We start from the raw sequence: 22,001 nt of genomic DNA, 5'->3' as shown, positions 1-22,001 counted from the left end.
CGCATGACCATTTGAGTCCGCCTCCCTATATTGCCCAGATCTCGAATCAGGCAGCCCATGCGCGTTTTCAGCGTTCCAATCTCAGTTCCGTTCCTGCGCACGGTCGTCTCGAGCCTGCTCGACGGCCGGCTGGTGGACGGCTTCGAGGCGCGCAAGGATCCGGCGCGGCTTGCCGATGCCACGCTCTATCTGCCGACGAGGCGCGCGATGCGCGTCGTCCGCGAGATTTTCCTCGACGAGATGAAGGCGGATGCGGTCGTGCTGCCGCGCATCGTCGCGCTCGGCGATATCGACGAGGACGAGCTCGCTTTCGCCCACGAGAGCGAACAGTTCTCCGCGGCGCCGCTCGACATTCCGCCACGGCTGGGCGAGCTGGAACGGCGGCTCACGCTGGCGCAGCTCGTCGCCGCCTGGGCCAAGGGTCCGGTGCTCTCGCCGCTGGTGGTCGGCGGCCCGGCCTCGACACTTGCGCTAGCGGGCGACCTCGCGCGCCTGATCGACGACATGGTCACGCGCGGCGTCGACTGGAGCGCACTCGATGGTCTCGTGCCCGACCAGCTCGATCGCTATTGGCAGCACTCCCTCGAATTCCTGCGCATCGCACGCATTGCCTGGCCAGGTCATCTCGCCGAGATTAACCGGATCGAGCCGGCCGCACGGCGCGACCTTCTGATCGCGGCGGAAGCGAGGCGCCTGACCGCGCACCCGACCGGGCCCGTGATCGCAGCGGGCTCGACCGGTTCGATGCCGGCGACGGCAAAATTCCTGCATGCAGTCGCATCGCTGCCGCATGGCGCCGTGGTGCTGCCAGGCCTCGACATCGATCTCGACGATGACGCCTGGCGTAGCATCGGCGGCGTCCGCGATGCGCTCGGCAAGTTCGCGGAGCATCCGGCTTCGAACCATCCGCAATATGCGATGCATGCACTGCTGCAACGCTTCGGCATCAAGCGGAGCGATGTCGAGCTGCTGGCACCGTCGGCAGAAGGCGGCCGCGATCTCCTGGCGTCCGAGTCGATGCGGCCATCCGCCAAGACGGAAGTCTGGCATGACCGGCTGAAGCACCCTGACGTGGCCGCCAAGATCACTGCGGGCATGAAACACTTCGCGGTCGTCGAGGCCCCCAATCCTGAAATGGAAGCGCTCGCGATCGCCGTCGCGATGCGCGAGGCGCGGCATCTCGACAAATCGGCGGCGCTGGTGACACCCGATCGCGCGCTGGCGCGGCGGGTGATGGCGGCTCTGACCCGATGGAATCTCGCTTTCGACGATTCCGGCGGAGACGTCCTGATGGAAACATCCGCCGGCACTTTCACGCGTCTTGCGGCAGAGGCGGCGACAAAGGGGCTGGAGCCGCCGACATTGCTGGCGATGCTGAAGCATCCGTTATGCCGACTGGGCCGCGCGCCCGGCGCGTGGAGGATGGCAATCGAAGGTCTCGAGCTGGCGGTGCTGCGCGGCACGCGCCCACCGGCGGGCACCGCAGGCCTCCTGCGCGAATTCAACCGTTTCCGCGAGGAGCTCGCAAAACTGTGGCGCAGCGAGGTCTCTGCGCTGCACCGCGCCGAGCCACGAGCGCGTCTCAAGGCGGAGGATCTCGATCGCATCCAGGCACTGATCGACGCCCTGCAAAGGGCATTGGCGCCGATCGAGAGCCTGGCCTCTTCAAAACCGTATGACTTCGCCGAACTCGCGCGCCGTCACCGCGAGATCATGATCGAACTGTCGCGCGACGAGCACGGCACTCCGCTCGCCTTCGAGGATCGCGACGGTCTCGCGCTGGCCAGTGCCTTCGACGATCTCCTGCGCGGCGGCACGACCAGCGGACTGATGGTGTCGTTGCCTGACTATCCCGATGTCTTCCAGACCGCATTCAGCGATCGCGCGGTGCGGCGACGGGACAGGCCGGGCGCGCGCTTGCAGATCTACGGCCCGCTGGAATCGCGCCTGATGCAGGCCGACCGCATCATCATCGGCGGCCTGATCGAAGGCATCTGGCCGCCGGCGCCGCGCATCGATCCCTGGCTCAGCCGGCCGATGCGGCACGAGCTGGGTCTCGACCTGCCGGAGCGCCGCATCGGCCTCTCCGCCCATGACTTCGCGCAGCTGCTCGGTGGCGATGAAGTGATCCTCACTCATTCCGCCAAGGCCGGCGGCGCGCCGGCGGTCGCATCGCGCTTCCTGCATCGGCTGGAGGCGGTCGCGGGCGACGAACACTGGAAAGGGGCGGTCCGTGCCGGCGAGAAATATGTGCAGTTCGCGGCCGCGCTGGACCAGCCCGACGAGGTCAGACCGATCAAGCAGCCGGAGCCGCGGCCGCCGCGCGCAACGCGGCCGCTCAGGATGTCCGTCACCGAGATTGAAGACTGGCTGCGCGATCCCTACACGATCTACGCCAAACGCATCCTGCGGCTCGATGCGCTCGATCCGGTCGACATGCCGCTCTCGGCCGCCGACCGCGGCTCGGCGATTCATAATGCGCTCGGCGAGTTCACGGAAACCTATGCCGCGCGTCTGCCCGACGATCCGGCGCGGGTGCTTCGCGCGATCGGCGAGAAGCATTTTGCGCCGCTGATGGAGCGCCCCGAGGCGCGCGCGCTGTGGTGGCCGCGGTTCCAGCGCATCGCGCGCTGGTTCGGCGAATGGGAGACGGTGCGGCGCGACGCAATCGAGGCCATCACCGCCGAGACCCGGGGCGAGATCTCGATCACGCTCGACAACGCGCGCAGCTTCCGCCTCTCCGCACGCGCCGACCGCATCGAACGCCACCAGGGCGGCGGCTATGCCATTCTCGACTACAAGACCGGGCAGCCGCCGACCGGCAAGCAGGTCCGCATGGGCCTGTCACCGCAGCTCACGCTGGAGGCGGCGATCCTGCGCGAGGGCGGCTTCCCCGATATAGATGCCGGCTCCTCCGTGAGCCAGCTCGTCTATGTCCGCCTCAGCGGCAACAACCCGCCGGGCGAGGAGCGCATCCTCGAGCTCAAGTACAAGCAAGGCGACGAGCCGCAGCCGCCGGACACGGCGGCAGCCGAGGCGCGGGCCAAGCTGGAAGCGCTGATCCGCGCCTTCGAGGACGAGAATCAGCCCTACACCTCGCTGAATCTCCCGATGTGGACCAATCGCTACGGCACCTATGACGACCTCGCCCGGATCAAGGAATGGTCCGCCGCCGGAGGATTGGGGATCGAGGAATGGTGAAGGCGCCCCGCCCCATCCCGGATGAGGTGCGCGCGCGGCAGGCGCGTGCGTCCGATCCGACCGCCTCGGCCTTCGTGTCGGCCAATGCCGGCTCGGGCAAGACGCATGTGCTGGTGCAGCGCGTGATCCGCCTGCTGCTGTCGGGCGTGCCGCCGGAAAAGATCCTCTGCATCACCTTCACCAAGGCCGCCGCGGCCAACATGGCCGAGCGTGTGTTCACCACGCTCGGGCATTGGGTGACGCTGGACGATGATGCGCTCACGAAGGCTATTGTTGCGGTCGGCATCCCCCATCCCAACGCAAAGCTGCGCCGCGATGCGCGAAAGCTGTTTGCCTGCGCACTGGAAACCCCGGGCGGGCTGAAGGTACAGACCATCCACGCGCTGTGCACGCGCCTGCTCCAGCAGTTTCCATTCGAGGCCAACGTGCCGGCGCGCTTTGCCGTGATCGACGAGCGCGACCAGACCGACATGATGGAGCGCGCCAATCTGAAGGTGCTGCTGGAGGCAGCGCGCGCCCCCGAGAGCGTGACCGGACGCGCGCTCCTGACTGCGATGGCGAGCGCCGCCGACGTCACCTTCAAGGAGGTGGTGCGCGAAGCGTGCCTCAGCCGCGATCACTTCATGGCCTGGACCGACGAGGCCGGCAACGCGGAAGCCGCAGCGGCGCAGATGGCTGCGGTGCTGGGCGTCGACGTGAGCGACCGCATCGAGGACGTCGAGACGGAGATTCTCGACGGCCCGTTCCTGCCGCGCTCACGCTGGAACGACATCGCCTTCGCGCTGGCAGACGGCAGCAAATCGGACAATGACCAGGCGGGGCGCCTGCGCGCGGCAAAGGTGTTCTCCGGCGGCGATCAGGTCGATGCTTATCTGTCCGTCTTCCTCACCGACGAGAAGCTGCCGCGCAAGGCGGTGCTGACCAAGAAGTTCTGCGACCACAATCCGTCCGTTGCGCGCCTGTTCGAAGCCGAGGCGCAGCGCCTTGCAGGGCTGATCGAGAAGCGCCGCGCGGTCACGGTTCGCGACCGCACCGCCGCCCTGCTGCACATCGCGACCGCTGCCGCCGCGAATTACCGCCGCGAGAAGCAGGAGCGCGGGCTGCTCGACTACGACGACCTCATCGACAAGACGCTGGCGATGCTGGACCGCGTCGCATCGGGCTGGGTGCATTACAAGCTCGACCGCGGTGTCGATCACGTCCTGATCGACGAGGCCCAGGATACGAGCCCGCGGCAATGGGACATCGTTGCACACATCATCTCCGAGTTCACGGCCGGCGAAGGCGCGCGCGAGGGGCTGAACCGCACGGTGTTCGCCGTCGGCGACGAGAAGCAGTCGATCTTCTCCTTCCAGGGGGCGGCGCCCCACGAGTTCGATGCGCGCCGGCGCGAGCTGCACCGCAAGTTCACCGCGGCCGGGCTGAAGTTCGATCCGGTCGCCTTCACCTATTCGTTCCGCTCGGGCGCGACGATCCTGCACTCGGTCGACCACGTCTTCCGCGATCCCCAGATCTACAAAAGCATCCATTCGGTCGAGACCGGTCATCCCCTGCACAACGCGCTCGCCGACGCAGGCCCGAGCGTGATCGAGCTGTGGGACCTCGCCGAGGCTGACGACAGGCAGGACATCGAAGGCTGGCGCGCGCCGTTCGACGGCGTCGCCGTCACCAGCCCCGAGGTCAAGCTCGCCCGCCGCATCCAGGCCGAGATCAAGCGGCTGGTCGAGAGCGGCACGCTGACGGGGCACGAGGGCGAGCGGCGTCCGCTGCGTTACGGCGACATGCTGATCCTGGTGCGCCGGCGCGGCAACGCCTTCGACGCCGTGATCCAGGCGTTGAAGCACGCCAACATCCCCGTTGCCGGCGCCGACCGGCTCAAGCTGACCGAGCACATCGCGATCATCGACCTGATGAATCTTGCCGACGCGCTGCTGCTGCCGCAGGACGATCTCGCGCTCGCGGTGGCGCTGAAGAGCCCGCTGTTCGGGCTCGATGACGATGCCCTGTTTCAGCTGGCCCATGATCGCACGGGATCGCTTCGCCGCGCGCTCGGCGAACAGGCGGTTGGATGCGAAAAGTTCGCCACGGCGTTGCGACGCCTGGAGGCCTGCGAGATTCGTGCGCGCGAGGAGACGCCGTTCGCCTTCTATGCCTGGCTGCTCGGCGGCGACGGCGGACGCGCGCGCATCCTGCGCCGTCTCGGCCACGAGGCCAATGATGCGCTCGACGAATTCCTGGAGCTGGCGTTGAACTACGAGCGCAAGGCGCCGGCGTCGCTGCAGGGTCTCATGGCCTGGCTGCGTTCAGCCGACACCGAGGTGAAGCGCGACATGGAGATCTCGCGCGACGAGGTGCGGGTGATGACCGTGCATGGCGCCAAGGGCCTGGAGGCCTCGGTCGTGTTCATGGTCGACACGACATCGTCGCCTGCGGACTCGCAGCGGGTTCGGCTGATCCACGTGCCCCGCGGAAATGGCGGCGAGGTGGTGGTCTGGGCCGGCCGCAAGGCGGACGATCCCAAGCCGGTCGCCGAGGCGCGCAAGGCGATGTTGGAGGAGACGGAAGACGAGTACCGCCGCCTGCTCTACGTCGCGATGACGCGCGCGGCCGACCGGCTGATCGTCGGCGGCTGCATGCCCGGCAACATGAAGACCGTCCGCAAGCTGAGCTGGTACGACCTGGTCGACACCGGGCTCGCCGGCTCGAGCCTCGACAAGCAGGTGATCGAGACGCCGCTCGGCAAGGTGACCCGGTTCGCCCGGCCGGAGGATGTCGTGGCGCTCGGCACGCCGGCGGCGGCCCTGGATCAGGAGATCGTCCTGCCGGACTGGCTGCGGGTGCCGGCGCCGCACGAGGCCGCCGAGGAGGATCCCGTGCGACCGTCCGGCCAGTCTGCCGAGGAAGGCCGTAGCGTGCGATCAGGCGAATCGGTGCAATCCCGTGCTCTGGCGCTGCAGCGCGGCACGCTGGTGCACCGCCTCCTGCAATCCCTGCCCGACATCGCCCCCGACCGCCGGCGCGAGGCCGCGCTCGGCTTCATGACGCGAAATGCCTCGGACTGGGCGGAAGCCGACCGCACCGCACTCGCCGAAAAGGTGCTCGCCTTGATCGCCGAGCCGCGCTTTGCGCCGGTCTTCGCCGCCGGCAGCCGGGCGGAGGTCGCCATAGCCGGCAGGCTGGAACGGCCGGGCGGGCCGCCGGCGCTGGTGTCGGGACAGATCGACCGGCTGGTCGTTCGACCCGAGGAGGTCCTGATCGTCGATTTCAAGACCAACCAGGCGGCGCCCAAGAGCGCGGCCGCGGCGCCCGCCAGCTATATTCGGCAACTCGCGCTGTACCGGGCGGTGCTATCGCGGCTTTATCCCCAAAGACCTGTCAGGGCCGTCCTGCTCTGGACCGAGGCCCTTGAATATATGGAGATTTCAGCCCCCGCGCTGGACGCGGCGCTGGCATCCCTTCATCTCAGCGTGAGCGTCCTTGACCCGGCAAGGGGCCGTTCATAGGTTGACGCCATGATCCCGGGCGCGATTCCCGTCCGCGCCGATTCTTTCAACCGAGTGAGGTACTCCCATGGCCGTTGGCAAGGTTTCCGACACCGATTTCGAAGCCGAAGTGCTCAAGGCGAACGGCCCCGTCGTCGTCGATTTCTGGGCCGAGTGGTGCGGCCCCTGCCGCATGATCGCGCCCGCCCTCGACGAGATCGCCGGCGCGATGGGCGACAAGGTCAAGATCGTGAAGCTCAACGTCGATGAGAGCCCGAAGACCGCGTCCAAATATGGCGTGATGTCGATCCCGACCCTGATGATCTTCAAGGGCGGCGAGATGGCCTCGCGCCAGGTCGGCGCCGCGCCGAAGGCGAAGCTTCAGCAGTGGATCACGTCCGCGGTCTGAGCCGCCTCGCATCCGATTTATTTCGACAACGGCCGGCGAAATGCCGGCCGTTTGCGTTGATGGGACGTGTTCAGCGTAAGACGAGTCCCAGCCTTGCCTCCTCCCCGAAAGCGCGATCGCAAACCCACGTCTCTCGTCGCGATGGAGGCGCGATCAGTCGACGAGATCCCGCGCGGCAAGGAGTGGCAGTACGAGCCCAAATGGGATGGCTTCCGCTGCCTGTTGTCGCGCGACGGCAGCAGCGTTGATCTCCGTTCCAAGTCGGGCGAGGATCTCGCACGCTATTTCCCCGAGATCGTCGCCGCCGCGTTGACGCTGAAGGCGGATCGCTTCTCGCTCGATGGCGAGCTCGTCGTGCCGCAAGGCAAGGGCTTCTCCTTCGATGCACTCCTGCAACGCATTCACCCCGCGGCAAGCCGCGTGAAGAAACTCTCGCAGGAGACGCCGGCGCTTTACCTCGTCTTCGATCTGCTCGCGACGGCCAGGGAGAAGCAGCTCGCCGACAAGCCGCTCAGCGAGCGACGGCCGGCGCTGGAGGCTTTTGCGAAGGCCAATCTCAAAGGAGGCATTTTCCGCCTGTCACCGGCAACGCCGAGCGACGCCACGGCAAGGAAATGGCTGGCGCAGTCGGGCGGCGGCTCGGACGGCGTCATCGCCAAGCGCATCGACCTGCCCTACCAGGCGGGAAATCGCGACGGCATGCAGAAGATCAAGAAATTCCGCAGCGCCGATTGCGTGGTCGGCGGCTTCCGCTATGCCACCAACAAGATCGCAGGCCGGAATGTCGTCGGCTCGCTGCTGCTCGGGCTCTACGACGATGATGGCCTGCTGCACCATGTCGGCTTCACCTCGGCCATCAAGGCGGAGGAGAAGCCTGATATGACCGACCGGCTCGAAGCATTGATCGGCGAACCCGGCTTCACCGGCAACGCGCCGGGCGGGCCGAGCCGCTGGTCGACCGAACGCTCGGCGAAATGGTGTCCGCTCAAGCCGAAGCTGGTGATCGAGATCTGCTACGACCATTTCAGCGGCGAGCGTTTCCGCCATGGCACCTCGATCCTGCGCTGGCGGCCCGACAAGGCGCCGCGGCAATGCCGCTTCGAGCAGCTGAAGCAGAAGGTCGCCGATCCGATGAAGCTGTTGAGGTGAGCGCCCGGATAGCTATCCGATCCACCCCGTCGCCAGCGCATTCGCCAGTTCGGGCTGATCGTTGCGGCGTGCAAGCTCGGCCATGGCGTCGTGATCATATGCGACGTGACGGAACGTCACCTGCCAGCCGCCATCGGCGAGCTCGAGAACGGAATAACGCGCGTGCGGCGTTCCGGCTTCGACGACGTGCGGATAGGGATGCTTGTCGCGATAGCCCGGGCTACCGACACTGCCGGGATTGACGATGAGCCGGCCGTCGCGCAGGCGCACGGCGCGGGCGAGATGGGTGTGGGCGCAGAGGATCAGCGACTGCGTGATTCCAGTCGCAAACTGCTCGATGCGATCGAGCGGCGACAGCGCAACCGTGCCGTCCGGATGCACTGTGTCGAGCCAGTACACCTCGTCGTTGCCGGGTGTCGCGTGACAGAGAAAGACCTGGTCACGAAACACACGCGTCATCGGCTGCGCGCGCAGCCAGTCGAGTTGCACGGCATCGAGCTGTGCATGAGCGGGACGATCCCACGAACCCATCTTCTCCGGCGGACGGTCGAGCAGATAGCGATCGTGATTGCCGAGCACGTGCACGGCGTCGAGCGACATCAGGATCTCGATCGTCCGGCGCGCATCGAGCGGACCGCTCAGCATGTCGCCGAGATTGACGATGTCGGCGATACCCTGGGCGCGGATGTCGGCGAGCACCGCCTCAAGTGCGAGGTGATTTCCATGGACATCGGCAACCGCGGCAAATCGCATGATCATCCTCGCTGTCGTGCCCGGACGCGGCGCAGCGTGTCTTCCGCGGTGCGCTGCAGGGCCGGGGCCCATGTGGCCTCTGGGTCCCGGACCAGTGCGCCGCTTCGCTTATCCGGGACACGAAGATTATGCAGGAGGCGTGCCGTTGATGGCCAGCACATGGCCGGCCAGATACAGCGAGCCCGTGATCAGGATGCGCGGCGGCACCTCGTAGGCGAGCTTCGCCAATGCGCGGAGCGCGGCTTCGACGCCCGGCGCGGGCTCGACGCGCATGCCGAGGCTGCGCGCGGCGTCCGCGAGCCGGTCGATCGGCATCGCGTTCTCGACATCGGGGATCGGCACCGCGATGATGTGACGGGTCAGACCGGCAAAATTGGCGAGAAAGCCTGGTGCGTCCTTGTTGGCCATCATGCCCGCTATCACCACCAGCGGCCGCGACACCCGCTCTTCGAGGTCGCCGAGCGCGGCGGCCGCAACGCGGCCGCCTTCGGCATTGTGGCCGCCGTCGAGCCAGATCTCGGAGCCCTGCGGACCCCAGGACAGCAGCTCGCCCGAGGCGATGCGCTGCATCCGAGCCGGCCATTCGGCGCCGACGATGCCGGCCTCGAACGCGGCGTGATTGACCTTGAGGCTCGGAAGCGCGCGCAGCGTTGCGATCGCGAGCCCGGCGTTGGCGAATTGGTGGCGGCCGAACAGACGCGGCGCCGGCAGATCCATCAAGCCGCGTTCGTCGGAATAGACCAGGCGCCCGCGCTCGGCATTGACGTGCCAGCTCTCGTTTGCGGCAAACAGCGGCGCACGCATGCGTTTCGCCTGCGCTTCGATCACGGCCATCGCCTCCGGCATCTGCTCGGCGCAAATCACGGGCACGCCGCGCTTGATGATCGCGGCCTTCTCGCCGGCAATCGATGCCAGCGTATCGCCGAGAAAATCCATGTGATCCATGCTGACGGGCGTGATCACGCAGGCCGCAGGCGCATCGACCACATTGGTCGAATCGAGCCGGCCGCCGAGGCCGACCTCGAGCAGGACCACGTCGGCCGGATTCTGTGCGAACAGGTGGAAGGCCGCGGCGGTCTTCAGCTCGAACACGGTCGCCGGCTCCCCGGCATTGACACGCTCGACCTCTTCGAGCGCCGCGCGCAACTCGTCGTCGCCGACGAGCACGCCGCCACCGACGCGGCCGAGCCGGAAGCATTCATTGATGCGGACGAGATAGGGCGAGGTGTAGGCATGGACACGCAGCCCTGAAGCTTCCAGCGTCGCGCGCAGATAGGCAAGCGTCGAGCCCTTGCCGTTGGTGCCCGCGATGTGGATGACGGGCGGCAACTTGCGTTCGGGGTGGCCGAGCCGTTCGAGCAGGCGGTACATCCGCTCGAGCCCGAGATCGATGCGCTTCTGATGCAGGGCCGACAACCGCCCGATCAATTCGCCGAGCGGTGTCTTTGCACTGTCAGAGGGGGCGTTCACGCGTGGGGCGCAGCCGGCGCCGTCTCGGCGGCCGATACGATCTGCGCCGGGCTCTCGACCGGCTGCACTGATCTCGATGCACCTTCCAGCGCCGGCGCCTTGGTCAGCAGGCGGCAGAGCCGCGCCAGCGTCGGACGCAATTCGTGGCGATGCACGACCATGTCGACCATGCCGTGCTCCTTGAGGTACTCGGCACGCTGAAAGCCTTCAGGCAGCTTCTCGCGGATGGTCTGCTCGATCACCCGCGCACCCGCAAAGCCGATCAGTGCGCCCGGTTCGGCGATCTGCACGTCGCCTAGCATCGCATAGGACGCGGTGACGCCGCCGGTCGTCGGATTGGTCAGCACGACGATATAAGGCAGTTTTGCTTCGCGCAGCATCTGTACCGCCACGGTGGTGCGCGGCATCTGCATCAGCGACAAAATGCCTTCCTGCATGCGCGCGCCGCCCGAAGCGGCGAACACGATGAACGGCGACTTCTTCTCGACCGCGAGCTCCATCCCGCGCACGATGGCTTCGCCCGCGGCCATGCCGAGCGAGCCGCCCATGAAGTCGAAATCCTGCACGGCGACGACGACGGCGGCGCCTTCGAGCTTGCCGTAGCCGACCTTGATCGCGTCGTTCAGATTGGTGCGCGCGCGCGCATCCTTGATGCGGTCGACGTATTTCTTCTCGTCGCGGAACTTGAGCGGATCGGGCGTGACATCGGGCAACGCGACGTCGAACCAGGTCTCGTTGTCGAAGATCGACTTCAGCCGAGCCACCGCACCCATGCGCATGTGGTAGTTCGACCCGGGAATGACGAACTGGTTGGCCTCGACGTCCTTGTAGAACACGAGCTGCCCGGAATCCGGACACTTGATCCACAGATTCTCGGGCGTCTCCCGCCGCAGCATGTTGCGGATCTTCGGCCGGACCACATTGGTAAGCCAGTTCATGGTTTGCTCCGATGTGCGAACCGCCTCGCGGGGTCGCCTGAAGGGATATATGGCGGCCGGATCACTGCCCGGCAAGCCGCCGTGTCGTCCGCCTTGGCAGCGGAATTATGACCTATTCAGCCGCCTGTTGCGCACCCTTGACGCCCTGGGCCAGGGCCGCCGTCAACTCAGCCACGGCGTTAACGGTTTTGGCGGTGGCCCGCCCTTCGGCATCGAGGCTGTTCTTGAGCGCATCGACCAACGCGGTGCCGACGACCGCGCCATTGGCATGCGAGGCAATGGCCCGCGCCGTCTCCGGCGTGCGGATTCCGAAACCGACGCACACGGGCAGCTTGGTGTGCCGCTTGATGCGGGCAACCGCCTCGCTCACTGCCGAGGAGTCCGCCGCCGCCGCGCCGGTGATGCCGGTGATGGAGACGTAGTAGACGAAGCCCGACGTATTGGCGAGCACGGCCGGCAGGCGCTTGTCGTCGGTCGTCGGCGTCGCCAGGCGGATGAAATTGAGGCCGGCCTTCATGGCGGGCAGACAAAGCTCGCCGTCCTCTTCCGGCGGCAGGTCGACGATGATGAGACCGTCCACGCCCGCGCTCTTCGCGTCGGCCAGAAACTTGTCGACGCCATAGATGTAGATCGGGTTGTAGTAACCCATCAGCACGATCGGCGTCGCGTTGTCATCCTTGCGGAAACCGCGCACCAGCTCGAGCGTCTTCTTCAGCGTCATTCCGGCCTTGAGCGCGCGCAGGCCCGCAGCCTGGATCGACGGGCCGTCGGCCATCGGATCGGTGAAGGGCATGCCGATCTCGATCACGTCGGCGCCCGATTTCGGCAGCGCCTTGATGATCTCGAGCGAGGTCGAAGGATCGGGATCGCCGGCCATCAGGAAGGTCACGAAGGCCGAGCGGCCCTGCTTCGCAAGCTCGGCAAACCGGGTGTCGATACGCGTGGTCACTTGCTCTTGCCTCTCAGGATGTCGCCGACTTGCGGGACGTCCTTGTCGCCGCGGCCGGAGAGGTTGACGACCATCAGGTGATCCCTGGGCCGCTTCGGCGCGAACTCCATCACCTTGGCGATGGCGTGCGCGGGCTCGAGCGCGGGGATGATGCCCTCGAGCTTCGACAGCAGCTGGAAGGCGGCGAGCGCCTCGTCATCGGTCGCGGAGAGATAGTTCACGCGGCCGACTTCGTGCAGCCAGGAATGCTCGGGCCCGATGCCGGGATAATCGAGGCCGGCCGAGATCGAATGCGCGTCCTGGATCTGGCCGTCGGCATCCATCAAGAGATAAGTGCGATTGCCATGCAGCACGCCGGGACGGCCGCCCGCGATCGATGCCGCGTGCAGTTGCGTCAGCCCATGGCCCGCAGCCTCGACGCCGAAGATTTCGACGGAGGGATCGTCGAGGAAGGGATGGAACAGGCCCATCGCATTCGAGCCGCCGCCGATGCAGGCAACCAGCGAATCCGGCAGACGGCCTTCGATCTCCTGCATCTGCGCCTTGGTCTCGTTGCCGATGATCGACTGGAAGTCGCGCACCAGCGTCGGATAGGGATGGGGACCCGCCACCGTTCCGATGCAGTAGAACGTGTTGTGCACATTGGTGACCCAATCGCGCAGCGCCTCGTTCATGGCATCCTTCAGCGTGCGCGTGCCCGACTGCACCGGCATCACCTTGGCGCCCAGCATCTCCATCCGAATGACGTTGGGCTGCTGCCGCTCGACGTCGACGGCGCCCATATAGACGATGCATTCGAGGCCGAAGCGCGCGCACAGCGTCGCGGTGGCGACACCATGCTGGCCGGCGCCGGTCTCGGCGATGATGCGCTTCTTGCCCATGCGCCTGGCCAGCATGATCTGGCCGAGCACGTTGTTCACCTTGTGCGAACCGGTGTGGTTGAGCTCCTCGCGCTTGAGATAGATCTTGGCGCCGCCGAGATGCTCGGTCAGGCGCTCGGCGAAATAGAGCGGCGAGGGCCGGCCAACATAGTTCTTGAGGTAGCCGTTCATCTCGGACTGGAACGCCGGATCGTCCTTGGCCGCGGTGTAGGCCTTCTCCAGATCGAGGATCAGCGGCATCAGGGTCTCGGCGACGAAGCGCCCCCCGAAAATGCCGAAATGGCCGCGCTCGTCGGGGCCGCTGCGGTAGGAATTGGGTTTGGCGATGTTCATCGGACGCTCAACTCTCGGGTGGCGCGCGCGGCGCGAATGAAGGCCTTGATCATGTCAGGGTCCTTGACCCCGGGGGCACTCTCGACACCGGAGGACACGTCGACCCCGCCGGCGCGGGTGACGCGGAGGGCTTCAGCGAGGTTGTCGGCGTGCAGCCCGCCTGAGACCATGTAGGGCAATTTCAGATCGAGATTTTCCAGCAAGCGCCAGTCGAACGGCTCCCCCAGGCCGCCGGGCCGCGTCGCATCCTTCGGCGCACGCGCGTCGAACAGGATACGGTCGGCGACCGCGGCGTAGCCCGGCAGCACGGCGAGATCGGCTGATGTCGCGACCGGGACCGCCTTCATCACCGGACGGCCGAAGCGCTGCTTGATGTCGCGCAGCCGCGCGACGCTTTCCTTGCCGTGGAGCTGGAAAATGTCCGGCGACAGCGCATCCATGATGTTGTCGAGCGTGGCGTCGTCGGCATCGACGGTGAGCGCGACCTTGAGCGCACGCTGCCTCACCTGGCGGCCGAGATCGCGCCCAAGCTCCAGCGAGAGATGCCGCGGCGACGGCGGAAAGAACACGAACCCCACCATGTCGGCGCCCGCGTCGAGCGCCACTTGGAGCGTCTCGCGCGTAGACAGGCCGCAGATTTTGACGAGCAGGGACATGGTCTCGAAGCAAATGCAGGCCGCGGGTCCGCGGCCGGAAAACGGGGCTTTCGGTCGGGGCCGCTTCTACAACGTCGCGCGCTGCTTGTCTCGCCCGACGGGCCCGTAGAGCCCGACGCCGGAGGGAACGGGAAGTCGCTGGGACTCGGGCTTCGCTGCAGCCGTCTGGGCCCGCAGATCGGCCAGTTCGGCCCGGGCGGTCCGGGCCTCTGCGTCATTCCGGCGCGCCGCGCGCCGCCAGCGCCGCTGGCCGAACCAGACGGCAGAGCCGCCCGCGAAGACCCCAAGGGCGGCCACCAGGATCAGCAGCAGGAACAGCGGCAACGTCAGCGACAGTGACGGGTCGTCGGAAATGAAGGGGTCGAAGGATACCGTGACGAAATGCCGGTTTGCGACGGCAAAGGCCACCAGGATCAGGCCCAGCGGTATCACGATCAGCGCGGTCAGGAACTTTCGCATCTCGCTTCGCTCGCCTTGAATCAAGCTTGCGGCCGCATCGGGCGCGACCGCGAAAAACCCTGATGCCGGCTCAGTCTGCCGCGCCGGGATCCGGATGGTCGCGGTTCAGCCGCTCGCGCATCTCCTTGCCGGTCTTGAAGAACGGAACGCTCTTCTGATCGACGGGCACATGAGCGCCAGTGCGTGGATTGCGCCCGGCGCGTGCGGGGCGATGCTTGACCGAGAAGGCACCGAAGCCGCGCAGCTCGACGCGATCACCGCGTGCAAGCGCCGCTACGATCTCTTCGAGAATCGCATTCACAATGTTCTCGACATCCCGCTGGTACAGATGCGGGTTGTGCTCGGCGATACGCTGAACAAGTTCGGATTTGATCATCGAGAGATAGGACCCGGGAGCGTGCGGAAAACCATTTCCGTGAAAATACCGTGATCTGTCAAGACGCTAAATCAAGGTTGGGCGTCGTGAAAATGCGTGACAAATGCCGAAAAAGCGGGCTGGGCCGGCACGCGCCCGACGGGAAAATCTTGCGGAACTCGCCTGCTCAGGCTCAGTTTGACGCGGCCGGCTGCCACAAGGCCAGCATCCCGTCCATTCCGAACCGGTCGACCGCCTGTGCGACGCCGGTTTGCCCGATTTGATGCGCAATCGACCCCAAACCGAGCGCTTCCAGCGTCAAGGCGGCGGCGGTCTTGAGGAACGGCAGATCGCCGAAGCGCGGCTGGAGCTTGTAATCGCGAACGGGAAGCCCCTTCTTGACGCTCTTGTGCTCGACCAGCCAGTTCACGGCCGTCTTCTCGTCGCCGATCTGGTCGATCAGCTTGAGATCGATCGCCTGGCGTCCGGTGAAGACGCGGCCATCAGCGACTTTTTCGAGCTGCGTGTCATCCATGCCACGCCGCTCCTTCACCATTCCCCTGAACCAGGCATAGGAATCCTTGACCAGCGCGTCGAGCGCGGCCCGGGCCTCGGGACTGGTCGGCTCGAAACCGTTGGGTGCTGCCTTCAGGGGCGAGGATTTCACCTCTTCCACCTTGACACCGATGGTCTTCAGCAGCTCGGAGACGTTGGGGTACTGGAACAGCACGCCGATCGAGCCGACCAGCGAGCTCTGCTGGGCGATGATGTGGTCGCTCGCGATCGCCGTGATGTAGCCCCCGGAGGCAGCCAGACCCTCGACCACGACGACGAGCGGCTTCTTCGCCTTCAGCCGCACGAGCGAATCGTAGAGCTGCTCGGAGCCTGCGGTGGTGCCGCCTGGCGAGTTGATGTGGACGATGACGGCGGCGGCCTGCGAATTCTCAAGCCGCTCGAGCGCCTGGGTACGATCGGAATCGCTGCGGATGAGCCCCTCGATATGAACGCGCGCGATCGAGCCGGCCGATGCGAAGGTGCCGCGTGCCCCGGGCGTCGCAACCAGCGCGAAGCTCGCAATCGCCGCGATCGCGATCAGCGCGGCCATCACACGCCAGAACGTCAGCTTGCGGCGGATCCTGCGGCGATCGACGATGATGTCCGAATCGAGCGACATCGGAATATCTCCAAATGAAAGGCTGGGCGCGTTGTGCCGTCACAGCGTGACCATTGGCTTATCTGGATACATCAATTGCCGCCCAATTTGAAGAAATGAAGGCCTCGAGAGGGCAAGCAAGTCGCCACAGACGACCGCGGAGCTTGTGGAGATGGCAACAAAAAAGCCCCGGCTCGCGCCGGGGCCTTGATGTCAGCGAAATGGACGCTTCGCTTACTTGCTGTCGCGGTTCTTGAGCGCGGTGCCCAGAATGTCGCCGAGCGTCGCACCCGAATCCGAGGAGCCGTACTGCGCGATGGCTTCCTTCTCTTCGGCGACTTCGAGCGCCTTGATCGACACCTGGACCTTGCGGGCCTTCTTGTCGAACTGGATCACGCGGGCATCGACCTTCTCGCCGACGGCGAAGCGTTCGGCGCGCTGGTCGTTGCGGTCACGGGCGAGCTCCGAGCGCTTGATGAAGGTGGTGAAGTCGGTACCGGCGATCTTCACCTCGATACCGCTCTCCTTCACTTCGAGCACTTCGCAGGTCACGACCGCGCCCTTCTTGACATCGCCCGGCTCGGCGAAGGGGTCGCCTTCGAGCTGCTTGATGCCGAGCGAGATGCGCTCCTTCTCGACGTCCACGTCGAGCACCACGGCCTTCACCATGTCGCCCTTCTTGTAGTTGTCGATCACCTGCTCGCCCGGAAGCTTCCAGTCGAGATCGGAGAGGTGGACCATGCCGTCGACGTCGCCTTCGAGGCCCAGGAACAGACCGAACTCGGTCTTGTTCTTGACCTCGCCCTCGACCACCGAACCGGTCGGGTGACCTTCGACGAAGACCTCCCAGGGGTTGCGCATGGTCTGCTTGAGGCCGAGCGAGATGCGGCGCTTGACGGAATCGACTTCCAGCACCTGCACGTCGACTTCCTGCGAGGTCGACACGATCTTGCCGGGGTGCATGTTCTTCTTGGTCCACGACATCTCGGAGACGTGGATCAGGCCTTCGATGCCCGGCTCGAGCTCGACGAACGCACCGTAGTCGGTGATGTTGGTGACGCGGCCGGTGAAGCGGGCACCCAGCGGGTACTTGGCTTCGATGCCCTGCCACGGATCGTCCAGCAGCTGCTTCATGCCCAGCGAGATGCGGTGCGTCTCGTGGTTGATCTTGATGATCTTGACCTTCACGGTCTGGCCGATCGAGAGCACCTCGGTCGGATGGTTGACGCGGCGCCACGCGATGTCGGTGACGTGCAGCAGGCCGTCGATGCCGCCGAGATCAACGAACGCACCGTAATCGGTGATGTTCTTGACCACGCCGTCGATGACCTGACCCTCTTCGAGGTTCTGCACCAGCTCCTGACGCTGCTCGGCGCGGGTCTCTTCCAGCACCGTGCGGCGGGAGACGACGATGTTGCCGCGGCGGCGGTCCATCTTGAGGATCTGGAACGGCTGCGAGTTGTTCATCAGCGGCGCGACGTCGCGGATCGGACGGATGTCCACCTGCGAGCGCGGCAGGAACGCAACGGCACCGTCGAGGTCGACGGTGAAGCCGCCCTTGACCTGGTTGAAGATGACGCCGTTGACCTTCTCGTTGTTCTGGAACGCCTTCTCGAGCTTGCCCCAGCTCTCTTCGCGGCGCGCCTTGTCACGCGACAGCACGGCCTCACCGAGAGCGTTTTCGATGCGATCGAGGAACACTTCCACCTCGTCGCCGACCTTGAGGTCGCTTTCACGGCCGGGGCCCGAAAATTCGCGCAGCGCGACGCGGCCCTCGGTCTTCAGGCCGACGTCGATGACGGCCATGTCCTTTTCAATTGCAACAACCTTGCCCTTGATGACGGAGCTTTCCTGCAGGTTGCCGCCTGCAAAGGACTCGTCAAGCATCGCGGCGAAATCGTCGCGCGAGGGGCTATAGGTATCAGCAGAAGTCGAAGCCATTTGTTCTCCAGTTGCGGATGTCGTGCCGGCCGTTGGGTTCATGGGCGCATCGCACGCGCAGTGTCGGAAGGTCCGCAAGACCTTCGAGCGACCGCTCGCTGCCCGGCTTTGCGCCGGAACAGCGGAAGCGGGCCGGCTGAGGCCCGCGCGTTCGATACGTTGAAATGCTTGTCCGAAACCTGGATCGCACCGGTCCCGAAGCGAGGGGACCGAGAGTATCGACCTCAAAGAGCGGGAGCGGGCACTTCCTCCAATGACGGCGGCGGCTTAACCCCGCGACCGGCCCGCTCGGACGGCCTCGATAATGTCGATGGCGGCCCGGACGCCGCCTTCTATATCCAGTTGGGAGTTATCTAGCAAGTAAGCATCCGGGGCCGGTTTCAAAGGCGCAATCGGCCGGTTCTTGTCGCGTTCGTCGCGCTGGATGATGTCCGCGAGCACGGCGGCCTCATCGGCCTCTTCCCCCCGAGCCCTGGCCTCCATCGTCCGGCGATGGGCACGGACCTTCGGGTCCGCAACGACGAAGATTTTGACGTCGGCATGGGGGCAGATCACTGTTCCGATATCCCGGCCGTCGAGCACGGCGCCGGGCGGATCGACGGCGAATTGCCGCTGGAAGTTGACCAAAGCTTCGCGGACCCGCGGGATTGCCGAGACGATGGAGGCCCCCTCGCCGACCTTCTGGGTCTTCAGGACGGGATTGCCGAACTTTTCCGGATCGAGTTCCAGCGCCGCCGCCACCGCCGCCGACTCGTCCCGAAGATCGTGGCCCGACTGCATCAGCGCATAGGCCACCGCGCGATAGATCACGCCGGTATCAAGGTGGCGGTAGCCGTAATGGTGGGCCAGGCGCTTGCCGAGCGTCCCCTTGCCCGAGGCCGCTGGCCCGTCGATGGCGATGATCATGTCACTCAAACCTTGGCTGTCAGCAGCCCGCGCGCGCGTCGCAATGGCCGCTCTTCGGTGAAAATGTTGCGAGACGCGAATTCGGCGGGACTCGCAAAGGTGAGATATTCGCGCATCGCGTCGGACAGCGACGACGTGGTGAACCATGGTTCGGCAAGGCGCCGCGCCGGGTCGCAAACCCAGCCAGGTACCCGGCCGAGACAGCGTTGCTTTGCCAGATACTCGGCGATCGCGCCGACCAGGGCGTCGAGCCGATCGTTTCGCGTCAACGCGGGTTCGTCCTCGATCGTCTCGTATTGCGCCTGACTGGTCCCAGCCAAGTCGAACGTGTCGATGAATTCGGCCAGCGTAGCGTCCTGCGGCGCGCCGGTGCGAATGCGCTCGACGGCTTCAGCGAGGGTATTTGGGCGCATCGGCTCCTCCCCCGGGGTCCATGTGCTTCAGCAGGAAGCGTTGTTTTTCCGAGGATGCCGCGCTCACCGGAAAGTACCGCCCAAGCAGCGCGATGGCCTCCTCCGCGGTCGAGATTCCAACCACTTTCATCAAGTTCAAGATGTCCAGCCGCTCCGTCTGTCCGCGTACGGGATCCGCGATCCGGAACGCTTTCAACTTCAGCGCCAGAAGATATGCCGCGGAGGGCACGGAAACCTCAAGTCCAGGCGGCGTGCCGTCGCGCGGGAAAGTACCAAATTCGAGATGATCCGCGGCGCGATCGGCCAACGGGCTGAGGTGGAATGCGACTTGATCGTTGAACCAGTCGGCACTCCATCCGTTCTTGGCGGCAATTTCGGCCGTCACTCTATCGAGCCAGCCAGGCAGTGGGCGCTCGAGCTTCGATACGTCGACATCCTCGGTCGCAAAGCGAAAATTGCTGGCGAGCATGAGCGCGGAGCCCCCATAGACCGCGATCCGAAGCTTGGTCCCCGCATCGGCCGCAGCACGGCCGATCGCATCGAAAGCATCCAGCAGGGCGTCGCGGTCGAAGGCAGCACTCATGGCCGCGGCCTCATGAAAACTCCGCCCCCAGCGAACGCATCATCGGAATGAAATCCGGAAAACTGGTGGCGATGAAGGCGGTGTCGTCGACGGTCACCGGCTGGTCGGAGGCGCAGCCCATCACCAGTGCCGACATCGCGATGCGATGGTCCATATGGGTGGCAACGATGCCGCCGCCGGGAACGTGGCCGCGGCCCTCGACGATCAGATCGTCGCCGGAGACCTCGACCTTGACGCCGTTGACGCGAAGCATGACGGCGGTGGCCTCCAGCCGATCGGATTCCTTGACGCGCAGCTCTTGCAGGCCGCGCATGGTGGTGGTGCCTTCGGCGAAGGAGGCCGCGACCGCCAGCACCAGATATTCGTCGATCATCGAGGGCGCGCGCTCCGGGGGCACCTCGACGCCGCGCAGCTTCGACGCGCGCACGCGCAGCTGCGCCATCGGCTCGCCGGCATCACCGCGGACCTCGCTTTCCTCGATCGAGGCCCCCATCTCGCGCAGCGTGGTGAACAGGCCGGTGCGCAGCGGATTCGTCATGACATCCGCCAGGATGACGTCCGAGCCCTCGACAATCAGCGCCGCGACGACCGGAAAGGCCGCCGAAGAGGGATCGGCGGGCACGACGACATTGGCGCCATGCAGCTCGGGCTGGCCCATCAGCGTGATGCGGCGGCCGTGCTGACCTTCCTGAACTGACGTGATGTCGGCACCAAAATGCTTGAGCATCAGCTCGGTGTGGTCCCGGCTGGCCTCGGTCTCGATCACGGTCGTGGTGCCCGGCGCGGCCAGGCCTGCCAGCAATACGGCCGATTTGATCTGGGCCGAGGCGACCGGGGTCCTGTAGGTGATCGGCAGCGGATCGCGCGCTCCCTGGAGGGTCAGCGGCAGACGCCCGCCCTCGCTGCCGGAGACGACCTTGGCGCCCATTTTTTCGAGCGGATCGAGGATCCTGCGCATGGGACGGCTGCGCAGAGAGGCATCGCCGTCGAACACGGCCGATATCGGGCAGCCGGCGACGGCGCCCATGACCAGCCGGCAGCCCGTGCCGGAGTTGCCGAAATCGAGCGCCGCCTTGGGCTGAGCGAAACCTGCGACACCCACTCCCTGCACCTTCCAGGCAAAATCACCGATGCGTTCGACGCTGGCGCCGAGCGCCTGCATGGATTTGGCGGTGTTGAGGACGTCTTCGCCCTCGAGCAGGCCCGAAACCTTGGTCTCGCCGACGGCGAGCGCGCCCAGGATCAGGGCGCGGTGGGAGATCGACTTGTCCCCGGGCACCCGTACTTTCCCGGTCAGGGGACCGCTGGCGCGAGACTGGAGCGGTCTCGGTTGGTCGGAATGGGTCAAGATTGTGTCCTTGGATGCGCCCTCGCGGGGCTGCGGGGCAGGTATCACATGGTCCGCGCCCCGTCACGGGCATGTCGTTCTTCTGTAATGCGCTATTGACAGCGGGCCGCCAACTAGCCAAGTGAAGCACCGCTTTTCAGACATTTCCCAGGATTCCTGCCGTGGCCAAGTCCGAACTCGGAACCAAACGTATTTGCCCGACCACGGGCAAGAAGTTCTATGACCTCAACAAGAATCCAGTGATCTCGCCCTATACCGGCGATGTGGTGCCGATCGCCCCGGTGGCGCCCGCTCGCGTCCCGCGCGGTGCAGAAGCCCGGCACGCGGCGACAGCGGATGCCACGCCCGAGCCGGCAGAGGTCGAGGAGGTCTCGCTCGAGGAGGCCGATGCCGAGGAGAACACCGGCAAGGTCAAGGCCGTCGTGCCGGAATCGGAAGACGATATCGAGGTCGACGAGACTATCGAAGACGATGACGACGATGATTCGACCTTCATTGCCGACGACGAAGAGGGCGATGAGGACGTTACCGACATCATTGGTGATGTCGGAGGCGATGAAGAGACTTGAGATCAGCCCTGATCTGTGAAAAAGGGTGCACCGCGCGAGTCGCCTAGGACTCG

The 22,001-nt window shown here is 65.8% G+C and carries 19 protein-coding genes; 5 read left to right on the top strand and 14 right to left on the bottom strand.

Annotated features, from left to right (window positions below; all coding sequences use genetic code 11):
• Positions 1 to 57 precede the first annotated feature (57 nt).
• From addB to ACYCVF_RS17680, 4 genes are all read left to right on the top strand, one after another.
• Positions 58 to 3,201 (top strand): double-strand break repair protein AddB, encoded by a 3,144-nt coding sequence (gene addB / locus ACYCVF_RS17695; RefSeq protein WP_459598378.1) that lies wholly within the window; start codon positions 58 to 60, stop codon positions 3,199 to 3,201.
• Positions 3,195 to 6,704, top strand: a complete 3,510-nt coding sequence (gene addA / locus ACYCVF_RS17690) for a double-strand break repair helicase AddA (RefSeq protein ID WP_459598376.1) — start codon at positions 3,195 to 3,197, stop codon at positions 6,702 to 6,704. The genes addB and addA overlap by 7 nt, the downstream gene beginning before the upstream one ends.
• Before the next feature lie 67 nt (positions 6,705 to 6,771).
• Positions 6,772 to 7,092, top strand: a complete 321-nt coding sequence (gene trxA, locus ACYCVF_RS17685; RefSeq protein WP_007598398.1) for a thioredoxin — start codon at positions 6,772 to 6,774, stop codon at positions 7,090 to 7,092.
• Positions 7,093 to 7,233: 141 nt separating this feature from the next.
• Entirely contained in the window at positions 7,234 to 8,241 is a 1,008-nt protein-coding gene (locus ACYCVF_RS17680; RefSeq protein WP_459599654.1) for an ATP-dependent DNA ligase, read from the top strand.
• 12 nt (positions 8,242 to 8,253) lie between these two features.
• Here ACYCVF_RS17680 and ACYCVF_RS17675 read toward each other — a convergent pair whose 3' ends face one another.
• From ACYCVF_RS17675 to aroA, 14 genes are all read right to left on the bottom strand, one after another.
• Positions 8,254 to 8,994: a metallophosphoesterase family protein gene (locus ACYCVF_RS17675; protein ID WP_459598374.1), complete on the bottom strand. Its 741-nt coding sequence runs from the start codon at positions 8,992 to 8,994 to the stop codon at positions 8,254 to 8,256.
• A 126-nt stretch (positions 8,995 to 9,120) separates the two neighbouring features.
• Positions 9,121 to 10,464 (bottom strand): bifunctional folylpolyglutamate synthase/dihydrofolate synthase, encoded by a 1,344-nt coding sequence (locus ACYCVF_RS17670; RefSeq protein WP_459606569.1) that lies wholly within the window; start codon positions 10,462 to 10,464, stop codon positions 9,121 to 9,123.
• A complete protein-coding gene (gene accD / locus ACYCVF_RS17665; RefSeq protein ID WP_459598370.1) occupies positions 10,461 to 11,402 on the bottom strand; it encodes an acetyl-CoA carboxylase, carboxyltransferase subunit beta in 942 nt (313 codons plus the stop codon). Before accD ends, ACYCVF_RS17670 begins: the two co-directional genes overlap by 4 nt.
• 112 nt (positions 11,403 to 11,514) lie before the next feature.
• Positions 11,515 to 12,351, bottom strand: coding sequence for a tryptophan synthase subunit alpha (gene trpA / locus ACYCVF_RS17660; RefSeq protein WP_459598368.1), 837 nt, complete (start codon positions 12,349 to 12,351; stop codon positions 11,515 to 11,517).
• On the bottom strand, positions 12,348 to 13,565 hold the full coding sequence (gene trpB, locus ACYCVF_RS17655; RefSeq protein WP_459598366.1) for a tryptophan synthase subunit beta: 1,218 nt from the start codon (positions 13,563 to 13,565) through the stop codon (positions 12,348 to 12,350). The genes trpA and trpB overlap by 4 nt, the downstream gene beginning before the upstream one ends.
• Positions 13,562 to 14,221: a phosphoribosylanthranilate isomerase gene (locus ACYCVF_RS17650; protein ID WP_459598364.1), complete on the bottom strand. Its 660-nt coding sequence runs from the start codon at positions 14,219 to 14,221 to the stop codon at positions 13,562 to 13,564. The genes trpB and ACYCVF_RS17650 overlap by 4 nt, the downstream gene beginning before the upstream one ends.
• A 66-nt stretch (positions 14,222 to 14,287) precedes the next feature.
• Positions 14,288 to 14,680 carry a lipopolysaccharide assembly protein LapA domain-containing protein gene (locus ACYCVF_RS17645; RefSeq protein ID WP_459598362.1) on the bottom strand — a complete coding sequence of 131 codons (393 nt, stop codon included), beginning with the start codon at positions 14,678 to 14,680 and terminating at the stop codon, positions 14,288 to 14,290.
• Between the two features lie 70 nt (positions 14,681 to 14,750).
• Complete coding sequence (locus ACYCVF_RS17640; protein ID WP_008539997.1) at positions 14,751 to 15,056, bottom strand: integration host factor subunit beta; 306 nt, start codon at positions 15,054 to 15,056, stop codon at positions 14,751 to 14,753.
• A gap of 172 nt (positions 15,057 to 15,228) precedes the next feature.
• Complete coding sequence (gene sppA, locus ACYCVF_RS17635; protein ID WP_459598360.1) at positions 15,229 to 16,209, bottom strand: signal peptide peptidase SppA; 981 nt, start codon at positions 16,207 to 16,209, stop codon at positions 15,229 to 15,231.
• A 213-nt stretch (positions 16,210 to 16,422) separates the two neighbouring features.
• Complete coding sequence (rpsA, locus tag ACYCVF_RS17630) at positions 16,423 to 18,129, bottom strand: 30S ribosomal protein S1 (RefSeq protein WP_459598359.1); 1,707 nt, start codon at positions 18,127 to 18,129, stop codon at positions 16,423 to 16,425.
• A gap of 267 nt (positions 18,130 to 18,396) precedes the next feature.
• On the bottom strand, positions 18,397 to 19,035 hold the full coding sequence (gene cmk, locus ACYCVF_RS17625; RefSeq protein ID WP_459598358.1) for a (d)CMP kinase: 639 nt from the start codon (positions 19,033 to 19,035) through the stop codon (positions 18,397 to 18,399).
• Positions 19,036 to 19,040: 5 nt separating this feature from the next.
• Positions 19,041 to 19,448: a hypothetical protein gene (locus ACYCVF_RS17620; RefSeq protein ID WP_459598356.1), complete on the bottom strand. Its 408-nt coding sequence runs from the start codon at positions 19,446 to 19,448 to the stop codon at positions 19,041 to 19,043.
• Positions 19,426 to 20,031: a hypothetical protein gene (locus ACYCVF_RS17615; protein ID WP_459606568.1), complete on the bottom strand. Its 606-nt coding sequence runs from the start codon at positions 20,029 to 20,031 to the stop codon at positions 19,426 to 19,428. The genes ACYCVF_RS17620 and ACYCVF_RS17615 overlap by 23 nt, the downstream gene beginning before the upstream one ends.
• 10 nt (positions 20,032 to 20,041) lie before the next feature.
• Entirely contained in the window at positions 20,042 to 21,379 is a 1,338-nt protein-coding gene (aroA, locus tag ACYCVF_RS17610) for a 3-phosphoshikimate 1-carboxyvinyltransferase (RefSeq protein WP_459598352.1), read from the bottom strand.
• 161 nt (positions 21,380 to 21,540) lie between these two features.
• On the opposite strand from aroA, the gene ACYCVF_RS17605 reads away from it, so the two are divergent.
• Positions 21,541 to 21,948, top strand: coding sequence for a TIGR02300 family protein (locus tag ACYCVF_RS17605; RefSeq protein ID WP_459598350.1), 408 nt, complete (start codon positions 21,541 to 21,543; stop codon positions 21,946 to 21,948).
• Positions 21,949 to 22,001 lie beyond the last annotated feature (53 nt).

It is taken from the genome of Bradyrhizobium cedriense (assembly GCF_054602315.1).
This window is presented reverse-complemented; position numbering and strand designations above follow the sequence as displayed.

Bases quoted from the DNA above. Each gene is read 5' to 3' on its own strand.
- addB (WP_459598378.1), top strand. From the start codon at position 58: ATGCGCGTTTTCAGCGTTCCAATCTCAGTTCCGTTCCTGCGCACGGTC.
- addA (WP_459598376.1), top strand. From the start codon at position 3,195: ATGGTGAAGGCGCCCCGCCCCATCCCGGATGAGGTGCGCGCGCGGCAG.
- trxA (WP_007598398.1), top strand. From the start codon at position 6,772: ATGGCCGTTGGCAAGGTTTCCGACACCGATTTCGAAGCCGAAGTGCTC.
- ACYCVF_RS17680 (WP_459599654.1), top strand. From the start codon at position 7,234: ATGGAGGCGCGATCAGTCGACGAGATCCCGCGCGGCAAGGAGTGGCAG.
- ACYCVF_RS17675 (WP_459598374.1), bottom strand. From the start codon at position 8,994: ATGCGATTTGCCGCGGTTGCCGATGTCCATGGAAATCACCTCGCACTT.
- accD (WP_459598370.1), bottom strand. From the start codon at position 11,402: ATGAACTGGCTTACCAATGTGGTCCGGCCGAAGATCCGCAACATGCTG.
- trpB (WP_459598366.1), bottom strand. From the start codon at position 13,565: ATGAACATCGCCAAACCCAATTCCTACCGCAGCGGCCCCGACGAGCGC.
- ACYCVF_RS17650 (WP_459598364.1), bottom strand. From the start codon at position 14,221: ATGTCCCTGCTCGTCAAAATCTGCGGCCTGTCTACGCGCGAGACGCTC.
- ACYCVF_RS17645 (WP_459598362.1), bottom strand. From the start codon at position 14,680: ATGCGAAAGTTCCTGACCGCGCTGATCGTGATACCGCTGGGCCTGATC.
- ACYCVF_RS17640 (WP_008539997.1), bottom strand. From the start codon at position 15,056: ATGATCAAATCCGAACTTGTTCAGCGTATCGCCGAGCACAACCCGCAT.
- sppA (WP_459598360.1), bottom strand. From the start codon at position 16,209: ATGTCGCTCGATTCGGACATCATCGTCGATCGCCGCAGGATCCGCCGC.
- rpsA (WP_459598359.1), bottom strand. From the start codon at position 18,129: ATGGCTTCGACTTCTGCTGATACCTATAGCCCCTCGCGCGACGATTTC.
- cmk (WP_459598358.1), bottom strand. From the start codon at position 19,035: ATGATCATCGCCATCGACGGGCCAGCGGCCTCGGGCAAGGGGACGCTC.
- ACYCVF_RS17620 (WP_459598356.1), bottom strand. From the start codon at position 19,448: ATGCGCCCAAATACCCTCGCTGAAGCCGTCGAGCGCATTCGCACCGGC.
- ACYCVF_RS17615 (WP_459606568.1), bottom strand. From the start codon at position 20,031: ATGAGTGCTGCCTTCGACCGCGACGCCCTGCTGGATGCTTTCGATGCG.